This is a genomic window from Leptolyngbya sp. BL0902 (genome assembly GCF_016403105.1).
Lineage (GTDB): Bacteria > Cyanobacteriota > Cyanobacteriia > Phormidesmidales > Phormidesmidaceae > Nodosilinea.
Genome location: NZ_CP046155.1, coordinates 1,039,428 through 1,061,261, shown reverse-complemented (window position 1 = coordinate 1,061,261; position 21,834 = coordinate 1,039,428). Strand labels below are relative to the sequence as shown.

Below are 21,834 nucleotides of genomic sequence, written 5' to 3'. Positions count from 1 at the left end.
GCCAAAAATCTAAAATTATTCTTTGATTTATGCCGGGTGAGCGGCTCACTCTAGGCGGCGGGGTGTGGTGAGGGAAAGATCCCTAGGGGCTCCCCAGCGGTACGCCCGGTGGCCCAGCCTCCCCGCAGCATCCACGGGTTGGCGTTGTGAGGAGGGCCAGTCCTCAGCCCTGGGGGCTAACCTAGGGCCACCATAAAAATGGCAGAGGATAATCACTCCCCTGCCATGGCTTTAAACAACGGATTGGTTAAAGGGCCATCGAGATGGCCAACCGAAATGTCCTGGGCTTACCAGCGAGAGAACTCGCGGTTGCCGCCGCCGCCATTGCCCCGACCGCCAAAGTTGCCCCGAGGTGCGCCGCCACCTGCCCGCTTTTCCTTGGGACGAGCCTTGTTGACGCGCAGCTCGCGGCCCATCCATTCTGCGCCATCGAGGGCTTCGATAGCAGCGTCTTCGTCGGCTTCCTGTTCCATTTCCACGAAGGCAAACCCACGGGGACGTCCGGTTTCCCGGTCGGTGGGCACCGTCACTCGGCTAACGGCTCCATACTCGGCGAAGACCTCGGTAATGTCTCCCTCCGTAGCGTTGTAGGCTAGGTTCCCTACATAAATCGACATGGCACAACTCCAAATTAGACATGAAATGTAGACAAGTTCGATTCGGAGTGGTACTCACCGATTTACCCGAAAACTGAGATCAGACACTGAGATCAGACTGTGATTAACCAGCCTACCGAAAGCAAAACATGTTACCCGCTTACTGTAACACAAGGCATTGGGTCGTGAATGGTTTGTAACACAGTGTCAGTCGGACTTATAGCCCTTTTGCTATGGCTGTTCCGCTGACCTCTGGTCGGCCCAGATCGGGCCAGGGTTGGAGCGGAATTAGGGGGCGGCAGTGGCCATACAGGCAGCGGTGGGCCAACTAGGAACCGGGCCAGCGGGCAGGCCATGATTTCCCTCGAACTGGGGATCGGCCCGGTGGGGAAACGTGGGGGGGATAGGGCCATAGTCGGCTAGGTGAGAACGGCGCAAATGCCCTTCCTGGTTGGCTTGCCAAATCTCACCGCTGTTGACCTCTAGGCAGGTGAGCCACTGCCCTTCGCAGGCCGCTGTATCGAGGCAGACGGTGTGGCCTAGGTTGAGGGGATACCCACTGCGTTGGGGGGTGTGGCCACAGATGAGCGTTTTGCCGGATGGGTGGGGGGCAGGGTGCTTTAACTTATCCCAAAAAATAGCGCGGTCGGGCTGGTGGAGAAGGGGCAGGTGGGTGGCGAGGGTGCCGTGCAAAAAAATGTGCTGATCGGTGGAAAACCATCGCAGCCCTTGGTCTTGCAGCAACTGCCAATGGCTGTCGGGGATGTGGCGGAGGATGGCGGCCTGATCCACCGAGACCTCTGCTGCGAGCGGGTGGTGGCTGAGCCGATCTGGGGCATAGGAAGCCAGGGTGTGCTGATCGACAAAGACCTCCCCATTGATGACGGCTTGGCCTAAGCGCCGCGCAATTAAAAACTTGAGCTCGTGGTTGCCCAACAGGGGCACCAAAATACCCCAGCGAGACAGGCGCACCAGGCAGTCTAAAACAGCCTTGGAATCTGGCCCTTTATTAATGTAATCGCCGAGGGTAACAATCCGGTCGGTCGGTCGAGGAGAAATTGCGCCTAATACGGTATCTAGGGCGGTTGCACAGCCATGAATGTCACCGACGGCGAAGAGGCGCATAGCCGCTCAAAAACCTACTAAGAGAGGATACTTTAACTATATCAATTTCCCCTTTAGCTCCAGGTTATTATTAATTTAAGGCAGGGTTAAGATGCCCCAAAATTTATGCCTGCTGATCAAAAAAAGTTTCTCCAGGGGCTAGGTTTAAAACCGGAATTCAACAATGGCCCCCGTATTTTCATTGAACTGTTCATAGCTGGTAACACCCCGCACGGTAATTTGGTCGGTAATCCGATAGCGCACCCCAAACAGGGCAGGAGTGACGTTGGTAAACGTCTTCTGTACCGACAGACCCAGGCTGGGGGAAACGTTGAAGCTCACCTCGCCGCCCACGTCTACCTGCTGAGATCCGGGCGGCGAAGCGGAGTAGAGTCGCAGTTCGGTGTTGTCGATGCCAGCGCCAATCAGGTTTTGAATGCGGTTGAGAATCGCGGATCCGGCAAAGGCCAATAGCCCTTGGAAGTTGTCGCCCCCACCGGAAACACTGCCCAGGGTAGATTCTAGGGCGGTGAGAAATTCGTTGCTGATTAGGGTGATGATTTCCCCTTCGCTGCGGGGGGGCGTGCTAGCGAGTTCTACCCCCTGGAGTTGAATCACTCGGCTAGCCCGACCATTGACATTGGCACGGATGCGGATGGTTTGAATCCCGTTTTGGGTCAGCCCCAGTTGGCTGATGGGGGAGTCGAGGACTTCGTTGCGGGGAAAGGGCGTGGCCGCCGATAGGCTGGTGCCGTTGCCCAGGGTGTCGGAGACCGCTGCCGATAGGCTGGCCACCAGTAGGGGATCGATGACTTCATCGGTGGCGCTAAATTCGGCGTAGTTGTCGTTGCCCGTGAGCCGAAATTCTGTGGTTAGCAGGTTAATGCGCCCCGACGGCAGATCGATGCGGCCATCGGGCCGTATGTCTGGCACCGTGCCCACCAGTTTCAGATCGCCCTGAGCCCTCACATCCACCACCCCCGGAATGGCCAGCCGCACATTGTCTCCCAAGGTAATGGAGAAGTCCTCCATCACCGGGGGTAGGGGCTGGAAGATGCTGGGGCTAGCGCTGCCGCCGCCGCCGCCGACTAGGGTGGTTTCATCCTGGGAATCGGGCAGGGTGAGCACGCCATTGGACAGGCGCAAATTGCCAGAAATCAGGGGCTCCAGTAGATAGAGGCTGCCGTCTACCACCACGTCACCATCCAGCCGACCATTGTAGGTACCAGCGGGGTTGCGGAGGTCGAGGGCAATGTTGGTGAGGCTGAGGCGGAAGCGGTCATCCACGGGTTCGGCCCCGTCGTCGGCAGCGGCCAGCGGGCTTGCACCCACCAGTCCAGGAAACAGATCGTCAATGGAGGGCAGCACCTTGAGTTTGCCCTGGGCCACCAGTTCTCCAGCGCTAAAGTCGCCCCGGAGGTCTTGCACATCCAGCACCAGGCCGTTGAAATAGAGGGAGTCGCGACTGCCGTTGCCTGGGCCTTGCACAACCGTGACATCCCCCCGCAGGTTGGTGAGGGGTTCTGGCAAACTGCGGGAACTGAGGGTGACACCGTCAAACTTGGCCGCCCCTGTCACCACCAGAGAGGTAAGGGCTTCTTCGATGGGTTTGTTAACGGGCCACGTGCCATCCACGTCTAGGGCGAGTTCTGCCGCGCCCTCTTCCCAGGTCACGGCTTGGGTAAAGAGGTTAATCAACGCAAAACCCTGATCCTTCATCCGCAGGCGGACGGTGACATCGTCGCGGCTGGGAACCTGGTTGGTGCCAGCGATAGGCAAGGGCACACTCGCCAGCAGAACGAGGGGATCAACTTGATCCTCAATGGCCACATTGCTGCGGAGGTTGAGGCGGGCCTGCTGATAGAGGAAGTCCGCCGAGGCCACATCCACGGGCTGGCGGTTGATGGTGGCGTCGTTGACGGCTAAGCGCCCCCGCACCTGGGGATTGGCCAGACTCCCGGTGAGGGCGGCGTCTGCGTTGATGAAGCCGTCAAAGGTGTCGGAAATCCGCAGCGGTCGCCGCACGGCCATGAGGGGCAGGTTGGTGAGGTTGAGGCGCAGGGTGCGATTTGTCGTATCTTCGGCGTTGAAGCTCAGTTCGCCATTCAGTTCCGCCTGGGCCACCGTGGGGTTTTCTGGGTCGCTGCTCGGAAAGGTGCTCACCAGTTGAATCGGCCTCAGCCTCAGCACCTCATCGTCGTAGGTGGCCTGAGCCAGGATGGTGTCTAAACGGTAGGCAATGCCGTTGGGGCTGCGGGGGTCGCGCCATAGCCAGTTGGCTCCGGTCATGTCCATGGCCACCCGCACCTGCCGAGGGAGGGCACCCTGGGCCGTCACCGTACCTGAGAACTGTCCCTCTAGGCCCTCCAAGGGCGGCAGCACCGCCGCTTCGGCCTCGGCGGTGAGAATATCCTGAAGCTCCATCACCTCGGCAAAGCGTCGGAGTTGCTCTAGGAAAGTGGCGTTGCGATCTCCCACCTGGGTGGTGGCAAGGTTGGCCAAATCGGCGGCGGTGGCGGGTCGGTACCAATCTGGGGGTTGCAGCAGGTTCAGCCGAAAGTCTGACAGCTCAAAGATTTTTAGGGTTGTTAAAACGTCCTGGATCTGAGCGTTGGAGACCGTCAGCTTGCCGTTCACCTGCTGGGTTCCGTCTAGGGCGTAGGATCCATCGAGCTGATAGTGGCTTTCTCCCAGGGCGGTAATGAGTCGTCCCTGCGCTAGGCTCACCACCTGATCGGCGTAGCGCAGGGTGCCCTGGAGTCGTCCATAGCTCACCTGCAAATTCTCCGCAGGTCTGGCACCCGTCAGGGGCGCTTCCCCATCGCCAATCACCTGGGCCGCAGGAAGAGCCAGGTAGCCCAATCCAGGATCGACAATGTCAAAGGTCGCCTGAAGGTTGGGCTCTCGCCAGTTGCCGCTGATCACCGCCGAGGCCACGGTGCCACTGATCGTCCCCACCCCCTCAATCCCGCCCTGGGGTAGGCGCAGGTCATCTAGGGGCAAATTGGTGAGGGTGGCAAAGAGGTCGCTGCCCCGAACATGGCCCTCGGCAAGGGTAGAGCTACGCCGTAGGGTAAAGGCAAGGTCGTAGGGATCCTGCTGGCTGCTGGCAAACAGGCGATCCCCCATTTCCCGCTGGCTGGGGTCGCGTAAGTCCACCGTAAAGCCTTGGCGTTGGTCGTAGATTACTGGCCCCGCCATGGGTGTGGCAAAGGCGACCTCACTCACGGCAAAGTTATCCAACCGGGCATTTCCGGCGAGGCGGAAGGTGCCCGGTCGGCCCACCAGACGGCCATCGAAGAACCCCGCACCTCGCACAGGCACCACCTGGGCCGGAATGGGCAGCGCCGCTAGGTTGACGCCGTTGGCGCTGAGGTTCAAATCCACATTGGCCAACCCCGGAGCCGCCGCCCCCGATAGCTGGGGCGTCACGGTGCCGCTGGCCCGCAACCCCGCCGTGCTGGCCTGGGCAACCTGGATGGACTGTCCATTCCAGGCTAAATCTGCCCTGAGCGGTTCTCGCACCGCCGCCAGTTGGGGCGCAAAAGCCGCCGCCGTCGCCAACCCATCAGACAACACCACTTGTCCCTGACCTCGCACCGCCCCCAGCGTCAGGTTGTTCACCGGGCCAGTTAGGGCCACCTGACCGCTGCCCGTGCCCTGCAACGGCGGCGAAAAGGCAGACATCGGCAGTTGTCGTCCGACCACATTGGCCTGCCAGCGGCCTTGGCCCACCGTTCCCCGACCGTTGATAACACCACCCTGGGCCAGCACCGCCTGGGCGATGCCCTGCCCCGCCATCGTGGCGAGGGGGTTGTTCTCTAGGGTGCCCCGCAGTTCGCCGCGACCGTTGATCGTTCCGGCTATCCCCGATCCTAGGGCCGCAAGAGATAGCCCCGTGGCCCGCACATCCGCCTGCCATTGCCGACGGTCTAACCCCACGGTTCCCTCCCCGGCCACGGTGCCCCCCGCCACCTGCACAAAGGTATCGGTAAAGGCCAGGGTTTGGTCAATCCAGGCTACCCGCCCCTGGGAGGGATAGGTGCCCAGCGGTGCTTGCCAGCGGCCTTGGCCCACCAGTTGATCCGGTGGCCCCGTCAGGTTGGCCTCAAAGGAAACCGGGCCAATTTCTACGGTGTTGGGCAGGCCATAGGGGCGGCCTAGGGCGTCGGCGGGCAGGCGATCTCCCGTCATCGCCAGGGTGAGGCGACCGGGATCTCCCAAGGTCCAGAGGCCGCTTCCAGTGACGCTGCCCCCCGCCTGGGGGATCAGACGAAACCCGTCGATGATGACGCTGTTGCGCTGGAAGCTCGCCTGGGCCTGAACCTGGGAAAAGGCCACCTGATCGACAACAACCGCATCCTGGGACAGAAATTCTGTGGTGAACACGGGCTGGGTTAGCGGGCCAGTCATGGCCACATCGGCGATAAACTGCCCGGTGGTTGCCACGGGCAGGGACGTCCCCAACAGATCCGCAACCTGATCCACCGTGAAGGGGTTGACCTGCCCCGCTAGGTTGTAGTCCCCATCCAAATCCAGGGTGCCCCCGCCCTTAGCGGTGATGTCCTCCAGCCGCGCCGTCACATTTTCAAAGGTTAGGATGCGCCCCTGAAGCCGCACATCGCCCTGGATATCCTGGATCGGTTCTGGCAAACCGGGTGTGACGACCGATCCCCCTTCCACCCGTGCGGTGCCCGTAAAGGTGGGATCCCCGTCTCCGATGACCGCATCCACGGTGCCGCTCACGGTTCCGGTGGGAAACTGCACAGGCAGCGGCTCCTCCAGAAATGACTCGACGATCAGCAGAATTTCTGGGACGGTGGCCTCCTGGATGCGGAGGTTTGCCCTGGCCCGCAGGGGCTGCGCCGCTGCCGAGTCCTGGGCTAGAGCCGGAGCCATCCCAAACAGGGGCCGCCCCTGGCTCAACGCCTGCCGCCAGGTGGGGTAGTTTTCTGCCGCTGGGTTAGCCCCTGAGTTAGCCCCTGGGTTAGCCCCTGGGGTAGCCCCTGAGTCGGTGGTTGGGCCAACCGTGGGAAACTGCACCGATCCTCGGCTTTGAATTTGCCCCCCCGCCACCGAGGTGCCGCTGATGTCAAAGGTCAGCCCATTCAGGCGAGTGCGCCGCCCGGTGGTGGCCTCGGTTGGCCCCTGGCTAAACTGCACGCGCCCTTGTACCGCTGTGATCTCCACCTGGGGCTGATCTGTCGTACCCTGCTCCGGCTGGGAGGACTCGGCCTCGGAACGGCGGTCGTAGGGCACCAGCACCACCCGGCTATCCCGCAGGCGAAGGGTGCCCGGTTGCACGTTAATCCAGGGATCTCGCGTCAAGTCCTCCGCCTCTGGCAACTCCACATCCAGGGCGATCCACTGGCCATCGGCGGCTTGCTCTAGATAGAGATCCGCTTGCTCTAGCACCACATTGAGGGTCAATTCTCGCCGCAGCAAATCGCGGGGGTTGATCTGCACCTCCACGGCCTGAAGCGTGAGGGTATCGGGATCTGTAGCGGTGGCGGGAATCTGTGACGGCCCTACCCGCACCCCAGACAGGGTTAGCCGTTCTAGGTCGCCCAGTTCCACCGGGCGGTTGATGGCGGTGGTTAGTTCCGACTCTAGCCACGGGGTAAGGTCATTCTGAAGCCATACCCAACCGCGCCAAGCCGCCCCAGCCCCCACCAGCACCAGCGTCGATCCGACCAGCACACTGAGGCCCAACCAGCGGGGAATGGCCCTCGACCGTCCCTCGGCTGGAGGATGAAGCCTAGCCTCGGATTGAGCCCCAGACCTTTCCCCTGATTGTCCTTCGGATCGCTCCTCGGATCCTGGCTCCTGTGAATCAGCCATATCCGCCCCCGTCACCCGACACAACACACCACGAAACACCCAACAGTGTAATGAACTCCCGCCGTTCTGCCTATCCAATCTGTGGTTCTGTCACAACTGCCCTCGGACAGAGTTGTTGCCTCGGATACCTTAGGGGTGTCTCCCTAAGACAATCTGAACGCAACCGAGAACGTTCTGGAGTTCGCCCATGGCCCCTTTTTCTGCGTCAATCCTCCGTTCCAGTCTTGTCTGTGCCGCCCTATTCGCGATGGGCTGTCAAGCCGAAATGCCCGTTGAGCCGCCACCCCCCGCCGCCGCCTTGCCCACCGTAGGCACCCTCGCCTTTGACGACATCGATCTCTTTGGCTGCGGTCTCACCTTGCTGCCCCCCGGCACCGATGCCCGTGCCGATGGGTTCTACCTGTTTAGCGGCCTGCCCGATGATACCGACCCCACTGGATCCATGCGCATGAAGCTAGACGACGAAGTGGTGAATTTTGTTCGCACAGAAACCAGCGGTGAAGAACTCATTGGCGGACAGTTCGCCTCTCAAACCTTTGTCAGCCAGGATGGCCAAACTACGGTGGTGGTAGAGATTACCCAAACCGCTGACCCAGGCGATCAGGAGGTGCTCGCCATTGAAGGGGCCACCATCCGCATCGAGCAGGAGGGTGAAAGCCTAACGTTAGAGGCCGTCGGCGATACGGGCTGCTAGAGACCGTTGGGCCGGGGGTAGGCCGCCAGCACTGGACGGCGCTAGACGCAACTTGGTATAAACCCTAAGCAACCGCATTGGTAATTTGGCGATGGTGGTATACGTTTTGTTGTTCAATGCCCGCACCGACAACGAGGGCATCCACACCCTTCGGGTGGATGACACCGAAGACATTGTGCTGATGTTTGAAAACAAAGACGATGCCACCCGCTTTGCCGTCATGCTAGAGGCCCAGGATTTCCCAGAAGCCACCGTGGAAGCCATGGAACAGGAGGATATCGAAGCCTTTTGCGATAGCGCTGGCTACGGCTGCAAAATTGTCCCTGAAGGCTCCTTGGCCATCCCCCCGGAGGGGCGTGTGGAAGAACTGGACTGGGATCCCAACGCCGATCCCGACGCGGCTCCCCAACCCCCGGAGGCCGAAGACAGCGGATCGACCCTCTCCCAGTCTGAACTGGATCGCCTCCGCCAACAGTTCGAGAATCTGCTGTAAAGCGTCCTTGGGGAACAACGTCTGCACCCATCTTCAGGACAGTTCACCCCAGCGGCACAGGCCGGGATCGAAGCCACCGGAGCCGTCCTATGATGGGTTAGGTTTGGCTGGGGATGCTCCCAAGCGCCACCGTGGCAAGACGCACCTCGCCGCCGTTGTATCCCAGACGCAACGCCCCATCAACACCCTGCCCCATTAGCACCATGCCCCATCAAGTTAGGACTAGGTTGGAAACGCCCATGAGAGATTATGTCGAGTGGATTGGGTTAATGGCCGTATCGGGTGGTTTGGCCGTCTTGCTGAATACCGTCTTGCTGAACGGGGCTGCCCATGCCCAGATGGCTACCCACGGCTTGGCTTCGTCCGCTATGCCCCCGGCAGCACTATGCCTATGGGTGTCGGCCCCGTCCCAGCCCTAGCCCTAGCACCGTTGCCTTAGAATCGTTGCGCCAATCCCCCAACCTTGCCACAATGAAGGGCAGGATTGTTAAGTATTGGAAACATTTTCAGCATGGGATTTCTGTCGATTCTGGGGCTGCTGGTCGGGCTCTTGGGGCTGGGCTTGGCGATTTACTTTTTCACCGCCCGCCGCTACCAGTCCGCTAATTCCGTGGCCAATGCCTACGACCAGTGGACCCAGGACGGCATCCTTGAGTTTTACTGGGGCGAGCACATCCATCTAGGGCACTATGGGTCGCCGCCCCGTCGCAAGTCGTTTTTGGCGGCGAAGGCGGATTTCGTCCACGAAATGGTGCGCTGGGGCGGGTTAGATCGCTTGCCGACTGGAACCACCGTCCTCGATGTGGGCTGCGGCATTGGCGGCAGTGCCCGAATTTTGGCGCGAGACTATGGGTTTAAGGTGACGGGCGTGACCATTAGCCCCCAGCAGGTGCAGCGGGCCACGGAACTCACCCCCGCCGGAATCACCGCCCAGTTTCAGGTGGATGACGCCATGAATTTATCCTTCCCCGACGCCAGCTTTGATGTGGTGTGGTCGGTGGAGGCTGGCCCCCACATGCCCGACAAGGCCATCTTTGCTAAGGAATTGATGCGGGTGCTAAAGCCCGGTGGTGTGCTAGTTGTGGCGGACTGGAACCAGCGCGATGACCGGAAGAAGCCCCTGAATGTCTGGGAAAAGCCCGTCATGCAGCAGCTTTTAGACCAGTGGGCGCACCCCCAATTTGCCAGTATTGAGGGCTTTGCCGAACACCTCGAAGCCACGGGCCTGGTGGAGGGCACCGTTACCACCGCCGACTGGACGCAGGAAACCCTACCCTCCTGGATTGATTCCATCTGGCAGGGCATTGTGCGGCCCAAGGGCTTGATTAAGTTTGGCGTTTCTGGATTCATCAAATCCCTGCGGGAAGTGCCTACCATTCTGCTGATGCGGCTGGCCTTTGGGGCGGGGCTGTGTCGGTTTGGGATGTTTCGGGCGGTGAGGGGCTAGGGAGTCGGGAGTCGGGAATCGGGAGTCGGGAGTCGGGGGTTGGGGCTGAGGCGTGTCGTTAGGCGTCCTTACAGGGACGCCCGTACAATGGAGGCGTCTTGGATGTTTCGCGAACCCTGCCATGCCTACGCCTCGCCTTGTGATTATTGGCCTCGACTGCATGGAGCCGTCCCTGGTATTTGAGCAGTGGCGGGAGGATTTGCCCAACCTAAGTCGGCTGATGGCCCAGGGAATGTATGGCCGCATGGAGAGCAGTATTCCGGCCATCACCGTACCCGCCTGGAGCTGCATGATGACCGGGCGAGATCCGGGGGAGCTGGGCATCTACGGCTTTCGCAACCGACGGGATCGGGACTATCACTCCATGGCCATTTCCGACGGGCGGGCGGTGAAGTTTCCGCGCCTGTGGGACATTTTGGCCGAGGCGGGCTGGTCGGTGGCGGTGCTGAGTGTGCCGGGAACCTCGCCCCCCTACGCGGTTAACGGTGCTCTGGTGTCCTGCTTCCTCACCCCCAGCACGGACGTCCCCTTCACCCATCCGCCGGAGCTGGGCGACCAAATCAAAGCCTGGATGCCGGATTTTATGATGGATGTGCCCAATTTCCGCTCCGACGAAAAAGACCGTATCCTCGATAATCTCTATCGACTGTGCGACCAGCGTTTTACCCTGGCTGAAAAACTAATTCAGCGGGATCAGCCCGACTTCCTCATGCTGGTCGATATGGGTGTAGACCGTTTGCACCACGCCTTTTGGAAGCCAATGGATCCGCGCCATCCCCAGTACGAGCCGGACTCTCCCTTTGCCACCACCATCCACGATTACTACGTCCATGTAGATGAGCGGGTGGGGGAATTGCTGAGCCACTGCGACGAGGAGACCGCCGTGCTGGTGGTGTCTGACCACGGGGCGCAACCCTTGATGGGCGGCATTTGCATCAACGAATGGCTGATCGCCCAGGGCTATCTCACCCTGAAAGAAACCCCCGATCAGGTAATGCCCCTCGACCAGGCGGCGGTGGATTGGGGCCAAACCCAGGTGTGGGGTGCCGGGGGCTACTATGCCCGAATTTTCCTTAATGTTAAGGGCCGCGAACCCCAGGGCACCGTGACCATGGCCGACTACGAAAGGCTGCGCCAGGAACTCACGGAAAAGCTCAGCCATCTTACCGATCCCACAGGTAAGCCCTTGCCCATCAAGGTCTTCAAACCCCAGAACATCTACCAGAAGGTGCGCGGACGGGCTCCCGATTTGATTGTGTATTTCGATGACTTAGCTTGGCGTTCCGTTGGCAGCGTGGGCCTCAACAGCCTCTACACCGTAGACAACGACACTGGCCCCGACGACGCCAACCACGCCCCCTTCGGCCTGATGATTTTCCACGATCCCGCCCAACCCCAAACGGGTCGAGAACTGGAGGGCGCACAGCTCTATGATGTGTTGCCCACCCTGCTGCATCGCTACGGCATCACCCCCCCCGATGGGCTGCGGGGCAAAGTGTGGAGGTAGACGATGAAAATCCTGGAAGAGACGCCCTACAGACTACACATCGAGTTTCGGGAAGAATGCGCGTGGCAACTTGGGGTAGGGGCGTTCCTAGGGGTAGCCGCCTTGGTGGCGGTGCTGTTGGTCTTGGTCGAGGGGTCGGCGAGGAGTGTACTTTGGCTGCTCTTTGCCGGGGGGATTTCAGCCTATGCCTTCATCGAAAAAATCCCCTGCGGCTGTTTAATCGACCGTGGCACAGGGCAGTTAACCATTTTCCAGCGCAACATCCTGGGGCAAACCCGGCACCTTACCTGCAATCTGCGAGACATTCGCACCATCCAGGTAAAGCGCCGGACTTCTGGGCGAGGACGCCCCTGTAGCGCCAGCGTAGACCTAAAATCGGGTCAGCAGTTGAGCTTGATGTCCCACCAACCCTGTGCCAAGCAGCGACAAATTGTCGAGCGGTTGGTTCGCTTTTTAGAGCTTTAGGGACGGTGTTCTGGGGCGTCCTCCTTGGCCCAACCATAGGCTTGGATATCGCGGCTGAGCTGACCAAAATCGTAGGCTTCGGTTTTGCTCTGGCGGGCGCGGAGTTGAATCCACCCCAGACAAAGCGCGGTGGAGACGACGATGGGGGCGGCAAAGCTGACCAGCAAATCCCCGGCGAAGGGTAGACCATTCCAGGGGCTAAAGTCGGGTTTGGGGAAGAACAAGGCTCCGGCGGCGATGGCGGCCACGGTACTCCAGAGGGCCATTTGCCCGGTGAGGCGTCTGGAGTAGAGGCCAAACAGGACGGGAAACAGCGCCCCAGCACAGACCAAATCCGCCAGCAGGAATAGGTACAGCACGTTGTAACCCCTAGCGGCGATCAGGATGGCGGGAATGCCGATGATGAGGGTCAGCCCACGGGTGAGGTTGAGGATGCCGCTGGTGGACTTTTCGGGAAAGATCCGCAACAGGTCGGTGGTAAAGACGCTGGCAATGCCGTTCAGCAGGGAATCCAGGCTGCTCATCACCAGGGCCAGCACCAGGACGAGGACGGCAATATTCACCCATCCAGGCAGTTCCAGGGCTTGGATCAGGGAGAAAAAGGCGCGGTCGTCATTGAAGCCGAAGTGCATGGCCACAATGCCCAGCAGCCCAGAGATGAACAGCATCGGCCAAATCACCAAAAACGAGCCCAAAAAGGAGCGACGCACCACGGTATCGGTTTTGCAGGCATAGACCCGCTGCCAGTTGGTTTGGTTGAACATTTCGGCGGAAATCACCGCAATCACCAAGGTGGCCCCAAATTTAAGCCCCGGCCCGTTGGCGAGGGTCAACAACTGAGGGGCTGCATCCTGCACCGGGGCCACCGCATTGCCCCAACCGCCCAGGGCAAAGACGGCAATGCCAAAGCTCAACAGCAGCAGCGGCACAATCACCGCAAACTGCACGGCATCGGTGAAAATCGTTGCCTCTAGGCCACCCACCAGGGTGTAAATGAACACGGCGGAAATCACCAGCAGGGCTGTCAGCCAGAGGGGCACCCCAGCCATCAGTTCCACCGCCTTGGCAATGGCCGTCAGTTCTGCCGCCAGGTAAACGAACATATAGAACACCACAATCGCTAGGGTCAGCCGATACATGGCCTGTCCAAAGCGGTGCAGCACATACTCGTTCAGCGAGTGGCCCGCTGGCATGAGGAACCGCATTCGGGTGCCCATGAAGGCAAACAGGGCGGCGGGGGTGGCCTGCCCAATGCAGTAGCCCACAATTCCGGCGATGCCGCTGGTGGCCCCTACTTCCGGCGGGCTAAACAAAATCCAGGCTCCCATAGCACTGGCCACGATGGTGGCTAAGGCCATGCCCGTGCCTACCCGGTTGCGGCTCACCAAGTAGTCTTCCAGGCTGATGGTGTGGCGGCTGGCCTGCAACAGTCCTAGCAGGGTAAAACTGGCTGCTGTGATCAAAATTACCGCAATGGCGGTTATGCCGAGCGTCATCCAAACACCTCCTAATCTAGAACAAAGGGTTCAGTAGTCGCGAAGGTCTGGCCCTCACCCCCAGCCCCTCTCCCCGTGGGAGAGGGGAGCCGGAAGCATTTCAAAGTCCCTCTCCCAAGTTGGGAGAGGGATTTAGGGAGAGGGCCAGATCACAACCCAAGAGCGCGTTTGCGATCTACTGAAGCTAGAAAGTGTCACCCAAAACGTCAGCTTTGCCCCAAGGTAGCGCGGGCTTCCAGCCTGCCATAGCTCCCACGAGAATCACCCAACAAATGGGTCAGTCTAGGGCATAAACAGCCAAGATGGCTGCCCTACATTAGGTCTATGGGCAACGGCTAGTGACCTCAAGATTGGCTTCCCTCCGCTGGCATTAACCAGGTCAGGTTCTGAGGGTATGATCTCAGTCCGATGGTCGGACACCCCTAGCGTGTTGGCATTATAAACTGGCCCCTTCGCTCCGGCAATCAGCGGCGCTGGGCAAAATCAAGGCGGTTTCTGGGGCTGGCCCAGGCTGTGCATTCCCTTCCGTGGCGTCGGTCGCTGGCGATGGATCGCGGGTGCCGTGCTCCTTGGCCTGGGTGAGGTGGGCCGATTTGGTGTACCACCAGTTGCGGGTGGCGGCGTCAAATTCGGCGGTGTAGAGGGTGGTGACAAAGGGCTGGGTGTGGTAGCCCTGGCCCACAATTTCCACGCAGTAGGAGGGGGCTTTTCGGGTCGCGAGATCGGGCACCAGGCGTTTGCCAATGCGTCGCCAACTGGGTTCTTTGCCCCGCCATTGAATGCGACAGCAGGGCCAGGGCAGTTGTTCGCGGTCAAACAATCGACAGCAGGGGCCGATCACGCGATAGGTGAGGTGCGCCCCTGGGCTCTGGAAGAGATGACCCGTGGGCCAGGGATGGGCGGTGGCAGGGGGAGGCGTGGAAGACATGGGCAGGGAGACGCGGAGCAAAACCTGAGATTGGCGGATGATGCCGGGCCGGGATCTGCCCTTGCGGAGTTGCAGGAGAGCCCGATTGGCGTAATCCTAGGAGGATGTAGTTGTAGTTTACGAGATTTCCTATGGCCGAACCCATCACCAGCGCCGTCAGTGATCGCATCTGCAAGCACATGAATAAGGATCACGCAGAGGCCGTCCTGTTCTACGCCACCGCCTACGGCAACCTGCCCAGCGCCACCGACGCCACCCTCAACGCCATCGACCCCGAAGGCATGGATCTGACCGCCACGGTAGACGGACAACCCCAGACCGTGCGGATTGCCTTTGACCACACCCTAGCCGGGGCCGAGGACGCTCACCACACCCTGGTAGCCATGCTCAAAAGTCGTCCCGCCGCCGCTGAATCCGCGTAATGAAGTCAACCATGGTCACGGTTCAGTTTTTGCCTGACAACGTTACCGTCACCGCTGAGGTAGGCGAACCCCTGCTGAAGGTGGCCGACCGGGCGGGCATCACCATCCCCACGGGTTGCCTGATGGGGTCTTGCCATGCCTGTGAGGTGGAGGTGGAGGGCGAGGCTGACCCCATTTGCGCCTGTATCTCGGCGGTGCCCGCTGGCGTCGATCCGCTGGTGATTAACCTCTATGTGGATCCTACCTGGTAGCTAAGCTCTTCCATCTTCTAGCAGCTAGGCTGTTGGGCTACAGCGAGCCCCTAGGCCACCACCTGGGGCACCGCTTCGACGGGAAATCCAGCCGCCTTCCAAGCTGCAACGCCACCCCGCAGGATAGACACGGAGTTGTAGCCTACGGATCGTAGGTGCTCAGCGGCAGTCGTGGCATCCGCGTCGGTGTCGCCATAGATATAGAGATCCCGATTGAGCTCAAAGCAGCGGTGAGCCGTTTCGAGAAGTTGGTGAGAGGGGATGGAGATGGCCCCGGTAACATGGCTGGCGCTGAAGTCTTCTCGGTCGCGAATATCCACAATAGATAGGGCGGGTTCACCCCAGTCTAGGCGTTCCTTCAGATCGTAGACGCGGGATTCGGGGCGCAGGGGCTTGGGTTTGGGCAACCAGCTAAACAGGTTCATAGGTGAGGAGGGGGTGGAGAACAGCAGCTATTTGCAATGTAACAAGCCCCTCTAGTTTGTGCAAACTTTTGTTAATAAAGATGGACATTTGCGAGGCTAAATTATTCCAAAAGATTGAAAATTTTCAATATCCTGCGTTTCTATCTCTAATATTCCCTTTGCCGAGGACAGCGCTATCGAGAATTGGCTGAGCCCCATCACTGACGCCGGATCGCGCCCCGATCCTGACCAGATTTGCCCCCTGCCAGCGGCCATGGCGGCCCAGATGGCGGCGGGGCAAGTGGTGGATTCTCTGGCGGCAGTGGTGCGCGAACTGGCCGAAAACGCCCTAGACGCCCAGGCCAGCCGAATCACCATCCAGCTTTGGCCAGAACAGGGGCGTGTCCAGGTGGTAGACAATGGCCGAGGTATCGCCGCTGCCTCTCTGCCCTGGGCGGCTCGGCCCCACAGCACCAGTAAGATCCGCTCTCCCCAGGAACTATGGCAGGTGATGAGCCTGGGCTTTCGGGGTCAGGCCCTCCATAGCCTTGCTCAGGTGGGCACCCTCACCCTCAGCAGTCGTCAGGGTCTGGCGGCTCAAGGCTGGGCGATGACCTATGCTCCCAATGGCGACCCCCGCCCACCACAGCCCATCGCCATGGCTCCCGGTACCATCGCCACGGTCACGGATCTGTTTGCCCAGTGGCCGTCCCGTCGTCAGGGCTTGCCCTCCCCCAGCCGCCAGATGCGGGCTGTGCAGGGCATCATTCAAGACCTGGCCCTCTGTCATCCGCAGGTGGCTTGGATGGCCCACACCAACGACCGCCCTTGGTTTACTATCGCCCCTGGGCCAACCGCCAAAGCTATCTTGCCCCAACGCCTCCCCCGTGTGGCCGAGGCCGATTTGCGAGAAACCACCCGCCCCAGTCTCTACGGCGTCATTGGCCTGCCCGACCGCTGCCACCGGGCGCGACCCGACTGGGTCAAGGTAGCGGTGAATGGCCGTGTCGTCAGCCTGCCCGACGTGGAGCAAGGGGTAATCCAAGCCTTTCGGCACACCCTGCCTCGCCATCGGTTCCCCCTTTGTTTTCTGCATCTCTCCCTGCCGCCCCAGGCCATCGACTGGCACCGCAGCCCCGACAAATCCGCCCTCTATCTCCACCACCTAGAGGATTGGGTTGCCCAGGGCCAAGCCTGTGTGCAAGACTTGCTGGGCCAAACCCCCACCACCGAGGGCAACCCACGGGTAATCCACCTGATCAAAGCCGCCGAGGCTGGGGGGCGCTACGGCCTCGGCCTCACGGATAGCAGTCGGGACGACATCGGCAGGATAAACGCGCCCACCGGAGCCTCGGATGGCGTAACCGAGGAACGGTCGGAGCGTTGGGAAAATGGTGACTTTTCGGCAACGGTCAATCTATCGGATCCGTGGCCGTGGCCAACTCCATCGGGGCAAACGCTATTGGGGACAGGACTGACGGCAGTGGCCCAGGTGCAAGGGCGCTACATTGTGGCGGAGCAGGGAGACAGCCTCTGCCTGATTGAGCAGCACATCGCCCATGAACGGGTGCTATACGAGCGACTTCAGGAACAGTGGGCGGTGGTGCCGTTGGATCAGCCCGTGGTGCTGGAAGGCTTGACCGACCATCAGCAGGAACAGCTCCAGCGCATCGGCATTGCCGTAGAACCCTTTGGCCCCCAACGCTGGGCCATCCGCCATGCCCCTGCCCCCCTGAAAGATCGGCCCGACCTCGCCGATGCCCTGCGGGAACTGAGTCTGGGGCACAGCCTCGATGCCGCCCTCGTAGCCGTGGCCTGCCGCACCGCCCTCCGCAACGGCACCCCCCTCAGCCTGCCGGAAATGCAAACCCTGCTCAACGATTGGCAGCGCACCCGCCACCCCCGCACCTGCCCCCACGGACGGCCCATCTGCCTCACCCTGCAAGAGGCTAGCCTCGCTCGGTTCTTCCGTCGCCATTGGGTGATTGGGAAAAGTCATGGGTTGGATTAGCGGGAGTCGGGAGTCAGGAGTCGGGAGTCGGGAAGTCTACTTAGATCGCGGGTCACGCGGGAAACTGATCCAGATTGGCCCAGCCCTTGATCGTCCCTGGCCGTTGGGATTTAAACTAGAGGTGAGGAAGGAGTTGGCGAGGTGGTTGCGGGCTGGCTGCGGCTGGCCTGAGGAAAGTCCGGGCTCCCGAAAGACCAAACTTGCTGGGTAACGCCCAGTGCGGGCGACCGTGAGGATAGTGCCACAGAAACATACCGCCGATGGCCTTGGGGTGTCTCCAGGCACAGGTAAGGGTGCAAGGGTGCGGTAAGAGCGCACCAGCAGCATCGAGAGGTGCTGGCTCGGTAAACCCCGGTTGGGAGCAAGGTCGAAGGGGCAAGGGTTGGTCTTTTTCCTGTCCCGTCTTTGTGTACCGCATGAGGCGGCTGGTAACAGTCGTCCCAGATAGATAACCGCCCCCCGGCAACGGGGAACAGAACCCGGCTTATGCCCAACTCCTTCCCGTTTTTTCAAATCCCCCATTAAAGCTGGGATTGGCCCTCACCCCCAGCCCCTCTCCCAGGCAGGAGAGGGGAGCCGGAAAGCCTTTCAACGTCTCTTTTCCCTTATGGGAGAGGGATGTAGGGTGAGGGTCAATCGTCAATAGCGATGTAGGATATGCCAGCGGTGCCTTCCCATTCTCTTCAGCGGTGTTTACAAAAGTTGGGTCTCCCCGCCGATCTAACGGTGAACTGGGAGCGGCTGGATTTGGCCCTCACCCACGAGTCGGCCCATGCCACCGAAAACTATGAACAGTTGGAACTCTTGGGGGATGCGGTGCTGCGGCTGGCGGCCACGGAATGTTTGCAGGAGTGCTTTCCTGGGGCGTCGGTGGGAGAGCTATCGGCCCTGCGCTCTCAGTTGATTAGTGATCGCACCCTGGCCCAGTTGGCGACTCGCCTAGGGCTAGATGCCTACCTGATGACCGACCCCAGTTTGAAATCTAGGGGCGTTCCTACCCAGCGTTTGGCCGATGCCCTGGAGGCGGTGGTAGCCGTGGTCTACCTCGAAACCCACGACCTCCGGCGGATTCGCCCCTGGCTCGATCCTCACTTTCAGCGATTGGCCCAACAGCTCAAAACCGACCCCAGCCGCCAAAACTATAAGGATCTGCTGCAACAAATCACCCAAAAACGCCACCGCGCCCTGCCCCAATACCGCATCACCGAACCCGGACGGGATGGCGACCCCCAGCGCTATCGGGCCGAGGTGTGGTTCCAAGAGCGCTGCCTGGGCACAGGCCACGGCCCCACCAAAAAACAAGCCGAACAGGCCGCTGCCGCCCTTGGCTACGAAGCCCTCACCGCTGCCGAGCCCCAGGATCCTGCCCCTTCAAAATCGAGAAGCGCCAAGGGATCAAGGCACGCCAAGGGATAGATCCAGGATCTCACCTAGAGGATCACTCGGCGGACAGGAAGCTCAGGTAATCGTTCGTGAGGTCTTTGACGGCAGCTTCGTAGAGTTGCTGGCCGTGTTCTGGGGTGGCGAGGGCCGGGTTAGAGCCCATGCGGCCATCGGGGTAGTGCTGGCGAAAATCGGCGGCGTTGTAGATGGGGAAGCCCCTGGGGGCCACGGGGGGATCAAGTTCGACCCGCTTAATCGAGTCAGGATAGAGATACTGGGTGAGGGCCACCTCGCTGGGGGTGGCGTGGGAGCCTTCCTGATCGCCATAGAGTTCCTTGGCCAGGGTATACACCGAACGGCACATATACCAGTTGGCCACCGCACAGCGCACCGCCCCCGCCTGGGGGAGTTGGGCTTCGGCCAGGGTGGCGTAGGTTTCGGCAAAGGCGGCTTTGAGGGTGGCCACATTGCCCCCGTGGCCATTGATGAAAAAGAACCGGGTGAAGCCGTAGCGCACCAGGGGTTTGAGGTAGTCCTGCACCAGGGCGATCAGCGTGCTGGGCCGCAGGCTCATGCTGCCCGGAAAGGCCGTGTGGTGCAGGGCCATGCCTACGTTGATGGTGGGGCCAACTAGGGCTTGGGTAGCTTCCCCAACGCCCTGGGCCAACGCCTCGGCGCAGAGAGCATCGGTACCGATCAGACCATTGGGGCCGTGCTGTTCTGTAGAACCAATGGGCAAAATCAAACCCTGGGAACGGGTGAGGTAGGCATCCACTTCGGGCCAGGTGCAGAGATGGAGCAGCATAGGGCAAAGGCAGCAGCAACAGCAAATACTAAGGCACTGGGCTAATCTTAGCTAGAATGAACCACTACGGGCCTTCTCTGGGTTCGATCTAGCGTTGATGTTACCGATCTAGGAGACGCAACATGCTACACCGCAAAATCTATCAACTCTGTTGTGACGGTCGGGAGGTGTCGATTTACCTGCGGGATCAACAGCGGTGGATAGAGCGGGCACAAATTTTAGACATTGAGGGCGATCTCGTCATTCTGCGCTACGAAATGGAAGAAGATGACGAAATTTCTTCCTGGGAAGAGATCATTCGCCTCGACAGCATTGGCTCTGTTGCCCAGCGGTTGGCCACGGTGTCTCGCAGCAATGTGGAACTGTCCATTGCCGATGACTGTCCCGAATCTGAGCAACTGAGTGAGCCCCTCAGCGATTCTTCCTCGGATCCCAACGCAGACTAATCATGCAGCGGCAACGGCTTTCCTGGGGGGCCAGGTTCTAGCTTCTCCCTGGAGCTGCCAGATCTGTTTCGGCATTCCTGAGGACGCCGCATCCCCACCTCCGGGCAGGGGTGAGGGTGGGCTAAACGACATCTTGATCCCGGACAGGCTCTCACCTGCAAATGTAAGCTACACTTGCCCCTGATGCTGCGGTTGCGGCTCCAGTCCTTTCGTTGAAGTCGGTTTTGCCATGTCCAGCACGTTGGCTCTCCTTGCCCACCCCAGCCAGGTCAACCCCCTTGTAGATTGGCTCTTGCACAATCCCCAAGTGCTCAACCACTTTGACCTCCTGACAACGACGGACATTCTCACCGCACTAGAGCAGCAGTGGGGCACCGCCAGACCTCGCTGGGCCACCATTCCCCACGCGGAGATGGGGGGCGATATCGTGCTCGCTAACCAAATTTTGGCCGGAGAGGTGGCCGGGGTCTGCTTCTGGGCCGACTCCCAGGCGATGATGAACGCCTCCCCCAACTTTCCCCTGGTGCTGCGGGCCTGCCAAATTCAGGATGTTCCCGTCGCCCTCAATGCCGCTTCGGCTCGGTTGATGCTGCGGGGGCTGGCCCAAAGCCCGGTGGCCTACTTGATCTTTAACCCGGTAGCAGGACAGGGCAACCCCAACGTGGATCTGGCCACCATTCGCGAAATCCTGGAGCCCCAAATCCTAGTCAACGTGGTGATGACCCAGCCCCATGTAGATCCAGCCGATCAGGCACGGGAGATCATCGCCACCATCCAATCTAAGCAGGACAACGATATTGGCCGGAGCTTAATCATTGCCTCTGGCGGCGATGGCACCGTCTCCGCCGTAGCTGGGGCCACCATCGGCACTGGCATCCCCTTGGGCATCATCCCTCGCGGCACCGCCAATGCCTTTTCTGTAGGGTTGGGCATTCCCACCAACCTCCGGGCCGCCTGCGCTACCATCCTGGCGGGCAACACCCACGTGGTGGATGCCGCCCGCTGCAACGAGACGCCCATGATTTTGCTGGCGGGGCTGGGCTTTGAGGCAGGCATGGTGGATAAGGCCAGCCGCGAACTCAAAAACGAACTGGGCAACCTGGCCTACCTGTTGGCCGGGGTGAAGCAACTGGCCACGGCCCAACCTTTCACCGCCACGGTGGAGTTTGGTGATCAAGTGACCGAATTTACGACTACCGCCATCACCATTGCCAACGTGGCCCCCGCTACCTCCGTATTAGCCCAGGGGCTGGGGCGCGTGATTCCTGACGACGGCCTGATGGAAGTCACCATTGCCACCGGGCAAACGCGCCTCCAAAACCTCACGGCTTTAGTATCCCTTGCGGCCTCGGCAACGCGGGGCAACCCTAACCAGCGGGAGGATATTCTGGGCTTCCGTACCCCCAAGCTCAAAATCACCACGAACCCACCGCAAAAACTGGTGATTGATGGTGAAATGGTGGAAGCGAACCCCGTTGAATTTGAGTGTATTCCCCAGGGGCTTACCATCTTCGCGCCCCTGCCCACGGTCTAGAGGGGGC

The 21,834-nt window shown here is 60.5% G+C and carries 19 protein-coding genes, 1 other RNA gene and 1 riboswitch; of the genes, 13 read left to right on the top strand and 7 right to left on the bottom strand.

Annotation, left to right across the window (positions count from 1 at the left end; genetic code table 11):
• Positions 1-287: 287 nt before the first annotated feature.
• The 3 genes from GFS31_RS04800 to GFS31_RS04790 all read right to left on the bottom strand — a co-directional run bounded on the left by GFS31_RS04800 (position 288) and on the right by GFS31_RS04790 (position 7,541).
• On the bottom strand, positions 288-617 hold the full coding sequence (locus GFS31_RS04800; RefSeq protein ID WP_198807114.1) for an RNA recognition motif domain-containing protein: 330 nt from the start codon (positions 615-617) through the stop codon (positions 288-290).
• Between the two features lie 267 nt (positions 618-884).
• A complete protein-coding gene (locus GFS31_RS04795) occupies positions 885-1,721 on the bottom strand; it encodes a metallophosphoesterase (protein WP_198807113.1) in 837 nt (278 codons plus the stop codon).
• A gap of 144 nt (positions 1,722-1,865) precedes the next feature.
• On the bottom strand, positions 1,866-7,541 hold the full coding sequence (locus GFS31_RS04790) for a translocation/assembly module TamB domain-containing protein (protein ID WP_198807112.1): 5,676 nt from the start codon (positions 7,539-7,541) through the stop codon (positions 1,866-1,868).
• A gap of 187 nt (positions 7,542-7,728) precedes the next feature.
• Here GFS31_RS04790 and GFS31_RS04785 point away from each other — a divergent pair, with 187 nt between their 5' ends.
• The 6 genes from GFS31_RS04785 to GFS31_RS04760 all read left to right on the top strand — a co-directional run bounded on the left by GFS31_RS04785 (position 7,729) and on the right by GFS31_RS04760 (position 12,147).
• Entirely contained in the window at positions 7,729-8,235 is a 507-nt protein-coding gene (locus GFS31_RS04785) for a hypothetical protein (protein WP_198807111.1), read from the top strand.
• Between the two features lie 91 nt (positions 8,236-8,326).
• Entirely contained in the window at positions 8,327-8,728 is a 402-nt protein-coding gene (locus tag GFS31_RS04780) for a DUF3110 domain-containing protein (protein ID WP_198807110.1), read from the top strand.
• A 239-nt stretch (positions 8,729-8,967) separates the two neighbouring features.
• Entirely contained in the window at positions 8,968-9,147 is a 180-nt protein-coding gene (locus GFS31_RS04775) for a hypothetical protein (protein ID WP_198807109.1), read from the top strand.
• A 92-nt stretch (positions 9,148-9,239) separates the two neighbouring features.
• Positions 9,240-10,175, top strand: coding sequence for a methyltransferase domain-containing protein (locus GFS31_RS04770; protein ID WP_198807108.1), 936 nt, complete (start codon positions 9,240-9,242; stop codon positions 10,173-10,175).
• 121 nt (positions 10,176-10,296) lie between these two features.
• Positions 10,297-11,682: an alkaline phosphatase family protein gene (locus GFS31_RS04765; RefSeq protein WP_198807107.1), complete on the top strand. Its 1,386-nt coding sequence runs from the start codon at positions 10,297-10,299 to the stop codon at positions 11,680-11,682.
• A gap of 3 nt (positions 11,683-11,685) precedes the next feature.
• Complete coding sequence (locus GFS31_RS04760) at positions 11,686-12,147, top strand: hypothetical protein (protein WP_198807106.1); 462 nt, start codon at positions 11,686-11,688, stop codon at positions 12,145-12,147.
• On the opposite strand, the gene GFS31_RS04755 is transcribed toward GFS31_RS04760, so the two are convergent.
• Positions 12,144-13,643, bottom strand: coding sequence for a sodium:solute symporter family transporter (locus GFS31_RS04755; protein WP_198807105.1), 1,500 nt, complete (start codon positions 13,641-13,643; stop codon positions 12,144-12,146). The genes GFS31_RS04760 and GFS31_RS04755 overlap by 4 nt on opposite strands.
• A 339-nt stretch (positions 13,644-13,982) precedes the next feature.
• Positions 13,983-14,077: riboswitch (TPP riboswitch) on the bottom strand.
• Positions 14,078-14,079: 2 nt separating this feature from the next.
• A complete protein-coding gene (locus GFS31_RS20935) occupies positions 14,080-14,571 on the bottom strand; it encodes a hypothetical protein (protein WP_225907566.1) in 492 nt (163 codons plus the stop codon).
• Between the two features lie 131 nt (positions 14,572-14,702).
• Here GFS31_RS20935 and GFS31_RS04745 point away from each other — a divergent pair, with 131 nt between their 5' ends.
• Both GFS31_RS04745 and GFS31_RS04740 read left to right on the top strand, forming a co-directional pair.
• Entirely contained in the window at positions 14,703-14,993 is a 291-nt protein-coding gene (locus GFS31_RS04745; RefSeq protein WP_198807104.1) for a DUF2470 domain-containing protein, read from the top strand.
• Between the two features lie 11 nt (positions 14,994-15,004).
• Positions 15,005-15,244 carry a 2Fe-2S iron-sulfur cluster-binding protein gene (locus GFS31_RS04740; RefSeq protein WP_198807103.1) on the top strand — a complete coding sequence of 80 codons (240 nt, stop codon included), beginning with the start codon at positions 15,005-15,007 and terminating at the stop codon, positions 15,242-15,244.
• A 50-nt stretch (positions 15,245-15,294) separates the two neighbouring features.
• Here the strand turns inward: GFS31_RS04740 and GFS31_RS04735 are convergent, their stop codons facing one another.
• Positions 15,295-15,669 carry a rhodanese-like domain-containing protein gene (locus GFS31_RS04735; RefSeq protein WP_198807102.1) on the bottom strand — a complete coding sequence of 125 codons (375 nt, stop codon included), beginning with the start codon at positions 15,667-15,669 and terminating at the stop codon, positions 15,295-15,297.
• A gap of 151 nt (positions 15,670-15,820) precedes the next feature.
• Between GFS31_RS04735 and mutL the strand changes: the two genes are divergently transcribed.
• From mutL to rnc, 3 genes are all read left to right on the top strand, one after another.
• Entirely contained in the window at positions 15,821-17,659 is a 1,839-nt protein-coding gene (gene mutL, locus GFS31_RS04730; RefSeq protein WP_410503869.1) for a DNA mismatch repair endonuclease MutL, read from the top strand.
• A gap of 129 nt (positions 17,660-17,788) precedes the next feature.
• Positions 17,789-18,161: RNase P RNA component class A (rnpB, locus tag GFS31_RS04725), an RNA gene on the top strand.
• A 164-nt stretch (positions 18,162-18,325) separates the two neighbouring features.
• Entirely contained in the window at positions 18,326-19,075 is a 750-nt protein-coding gene (gene rnc / locus GFS31_RS04720; RefSeq protein ID WP_225907565.1) for a ribonuclease III, read from the top strand.
• Between the two features lie 22 nt (positions 19,076-19,097).
• Here rnc and GFS31_RS04715 read toward each other — a convergent pair whose 3' ends face one another.
• The gene (locus GFS31_RS04715) at positions 19,098-19,847 is read right to left on the bottom strand and encodes a creatininase family protein (RefSeq protein WP_198807099.1); all 750 of its coding nucleotides are present in this window, start codon (positions 19,845-19,847) and stop codon (positions 19,098-19,100) included.
• A gap of 122 nt (positions 19,848-19,969) precedes the next feature.
• On the opposite strand from GFS31_RS04715, the gene GFS31_RS04710 reads away from it, so the two are divergent.
• Positions 19,970-20,293: a DUF6679 family protein gene (locus GFS31_RS04710; RefSeq protein WP_198807098.1), complete on the top strand. Its 324-nt coding sequence runs from the start codon at positions 19,970-19,972 to the stop codon at positions 20,291-20,293.
• Between the two features lie 229 nt (positions 20,294-20,522).
• On the top strand, positions 20,523-21,827 hold the full coding sequence (locus tag GFS31_RS04705) for a YegS/Rv2252/BmrU family lipid kinase (protein WP_198807097.1): 1,305 nt from the start codon (positions 20,523-20,525) through the stop codon (positions 21,825-21,827).
• Positions 21,828-21,834: the final 7 nt, after the last annotated feature.

Bases quoted from the DNA above. Each gene is read 5' to 3' on its own strand.
- GFS31_RS04800 (WP_198807114.1), bottom strand. From the start codon at position 617: ATGTCGATTTATGTAGGGAACCTAGCCTACAACGCTACGGAGGGAGAC.
- GFS31_RS04795 (WP_198807113.1), bottom strand. From the start codon at position 1,721: ATGCGCCTCTTCGCCGTCGGTGACATTCATGGCTGTGCAACCGCCCTA.
- GFS31_RS04790 (WP_198807112.1), bottom strand. From the start codon at position 7,541: ATGGCTGATTCACAGGAGCCAGGATCCGAGGAGCGATCCGAAGGACAA.
- GFS31_RS04785 (WP_198807111.1), top strand. From the start codon at position 7,729: ATGGCCCCTTTTTCTGCGTCAATCCTCCGTTCCAGTCTTGTCTGTGCC.
- GFS31_RS04780 (WP_198807110.1), top strand. From the start codon at position 8,327: ATGGTGGTATACGTTTTGTTGTTCAATGCCCGCACCGACAACGAGGGC.
- GFS31_RS04775 (WP_198807109.1), top strand. From the start codon at position 8,968: ATGAGAGATTATGTCGAGTGGATTGGGTTAATGGCCGTATCGGGTGGT.
- GFS31_RS04770 (WP_198807108.1), top strand. From the start codon at position 9,240: ATGGGATTTCTGTCGATTCTGGGGCTGCTGGTCGGGCTCTTGGGGCTG.
- GFS31_RS04765 (WP_198807107.1), top strand. From the start codon at position 10,297: ATGCCTACGCCTCGCCTTGTGATTATTGGCCTCGACTGCATGGAGCCG.
- GFS31_RS04760 (WP_198807106.1), top strand. From the start codon at position 11,686: ATGAAAATCCTGGAAGAGACGCCCTACAGACTACACATCGAGTTTCGG.
- GFS31_RS04755 (WP_198807105.1), bottom strand. From the start codon at position 13,643: ATGACGCTCGGCATAACCGCCATTGCGGTAATTTTGATCACAGCAGCC.
- GFS31_RS20935 (WP_225907566.1), bottom strand. From the start codon at position 14,571: ATGTCTTCCACGCCTCCCCCTGCCACCGCCCATCCCTGGCCCACGGGT.
- GFS31_RS04745 (WP_198807104.1), top strand. From the start codon at position 14,703: ATGGCCGAACCCATCACCAGCGCCGTCAGTGATCGCATCTGCAAGCAC.
- GFS31_RS04740 (WP_198807103.1), top strand. From the start codon at position 15,005: ATGGTCACGGTTCAGTTTTTGCCTGACAACGTTACCGTCACCGCTGAG.
- GFS31_RS04735 (WP_198807102.1), bottom strand. From the start codon at position 15,669: ATGAACCTGTTTAGCTGGTTGCCCAAACCCAAGCCCCTGCGCCCCGAA.
- GFS31_RS04715 (WP_198807099.1), bottom strand. From the start codon at position 19,847: ATGCTGCTCCATCTCTGCACCTGGCCCGAAGTGGATGCCTACCTCACC.
- GFS31_RS04710 (WP_198807098.1), top strand. From the start codon at position 19,970: ATGCTACACCGCAAAATCTATCAACTCTGTTGTGACGGTCGGGAGGTG.
- GFS31_RS04705 (WP_198807097.1), top strand. From the start codon at position 20,523: ATGTCCAGCACGTTGGCTCTCCTTGCCCACCCCAGCCAGGTCAACCCC.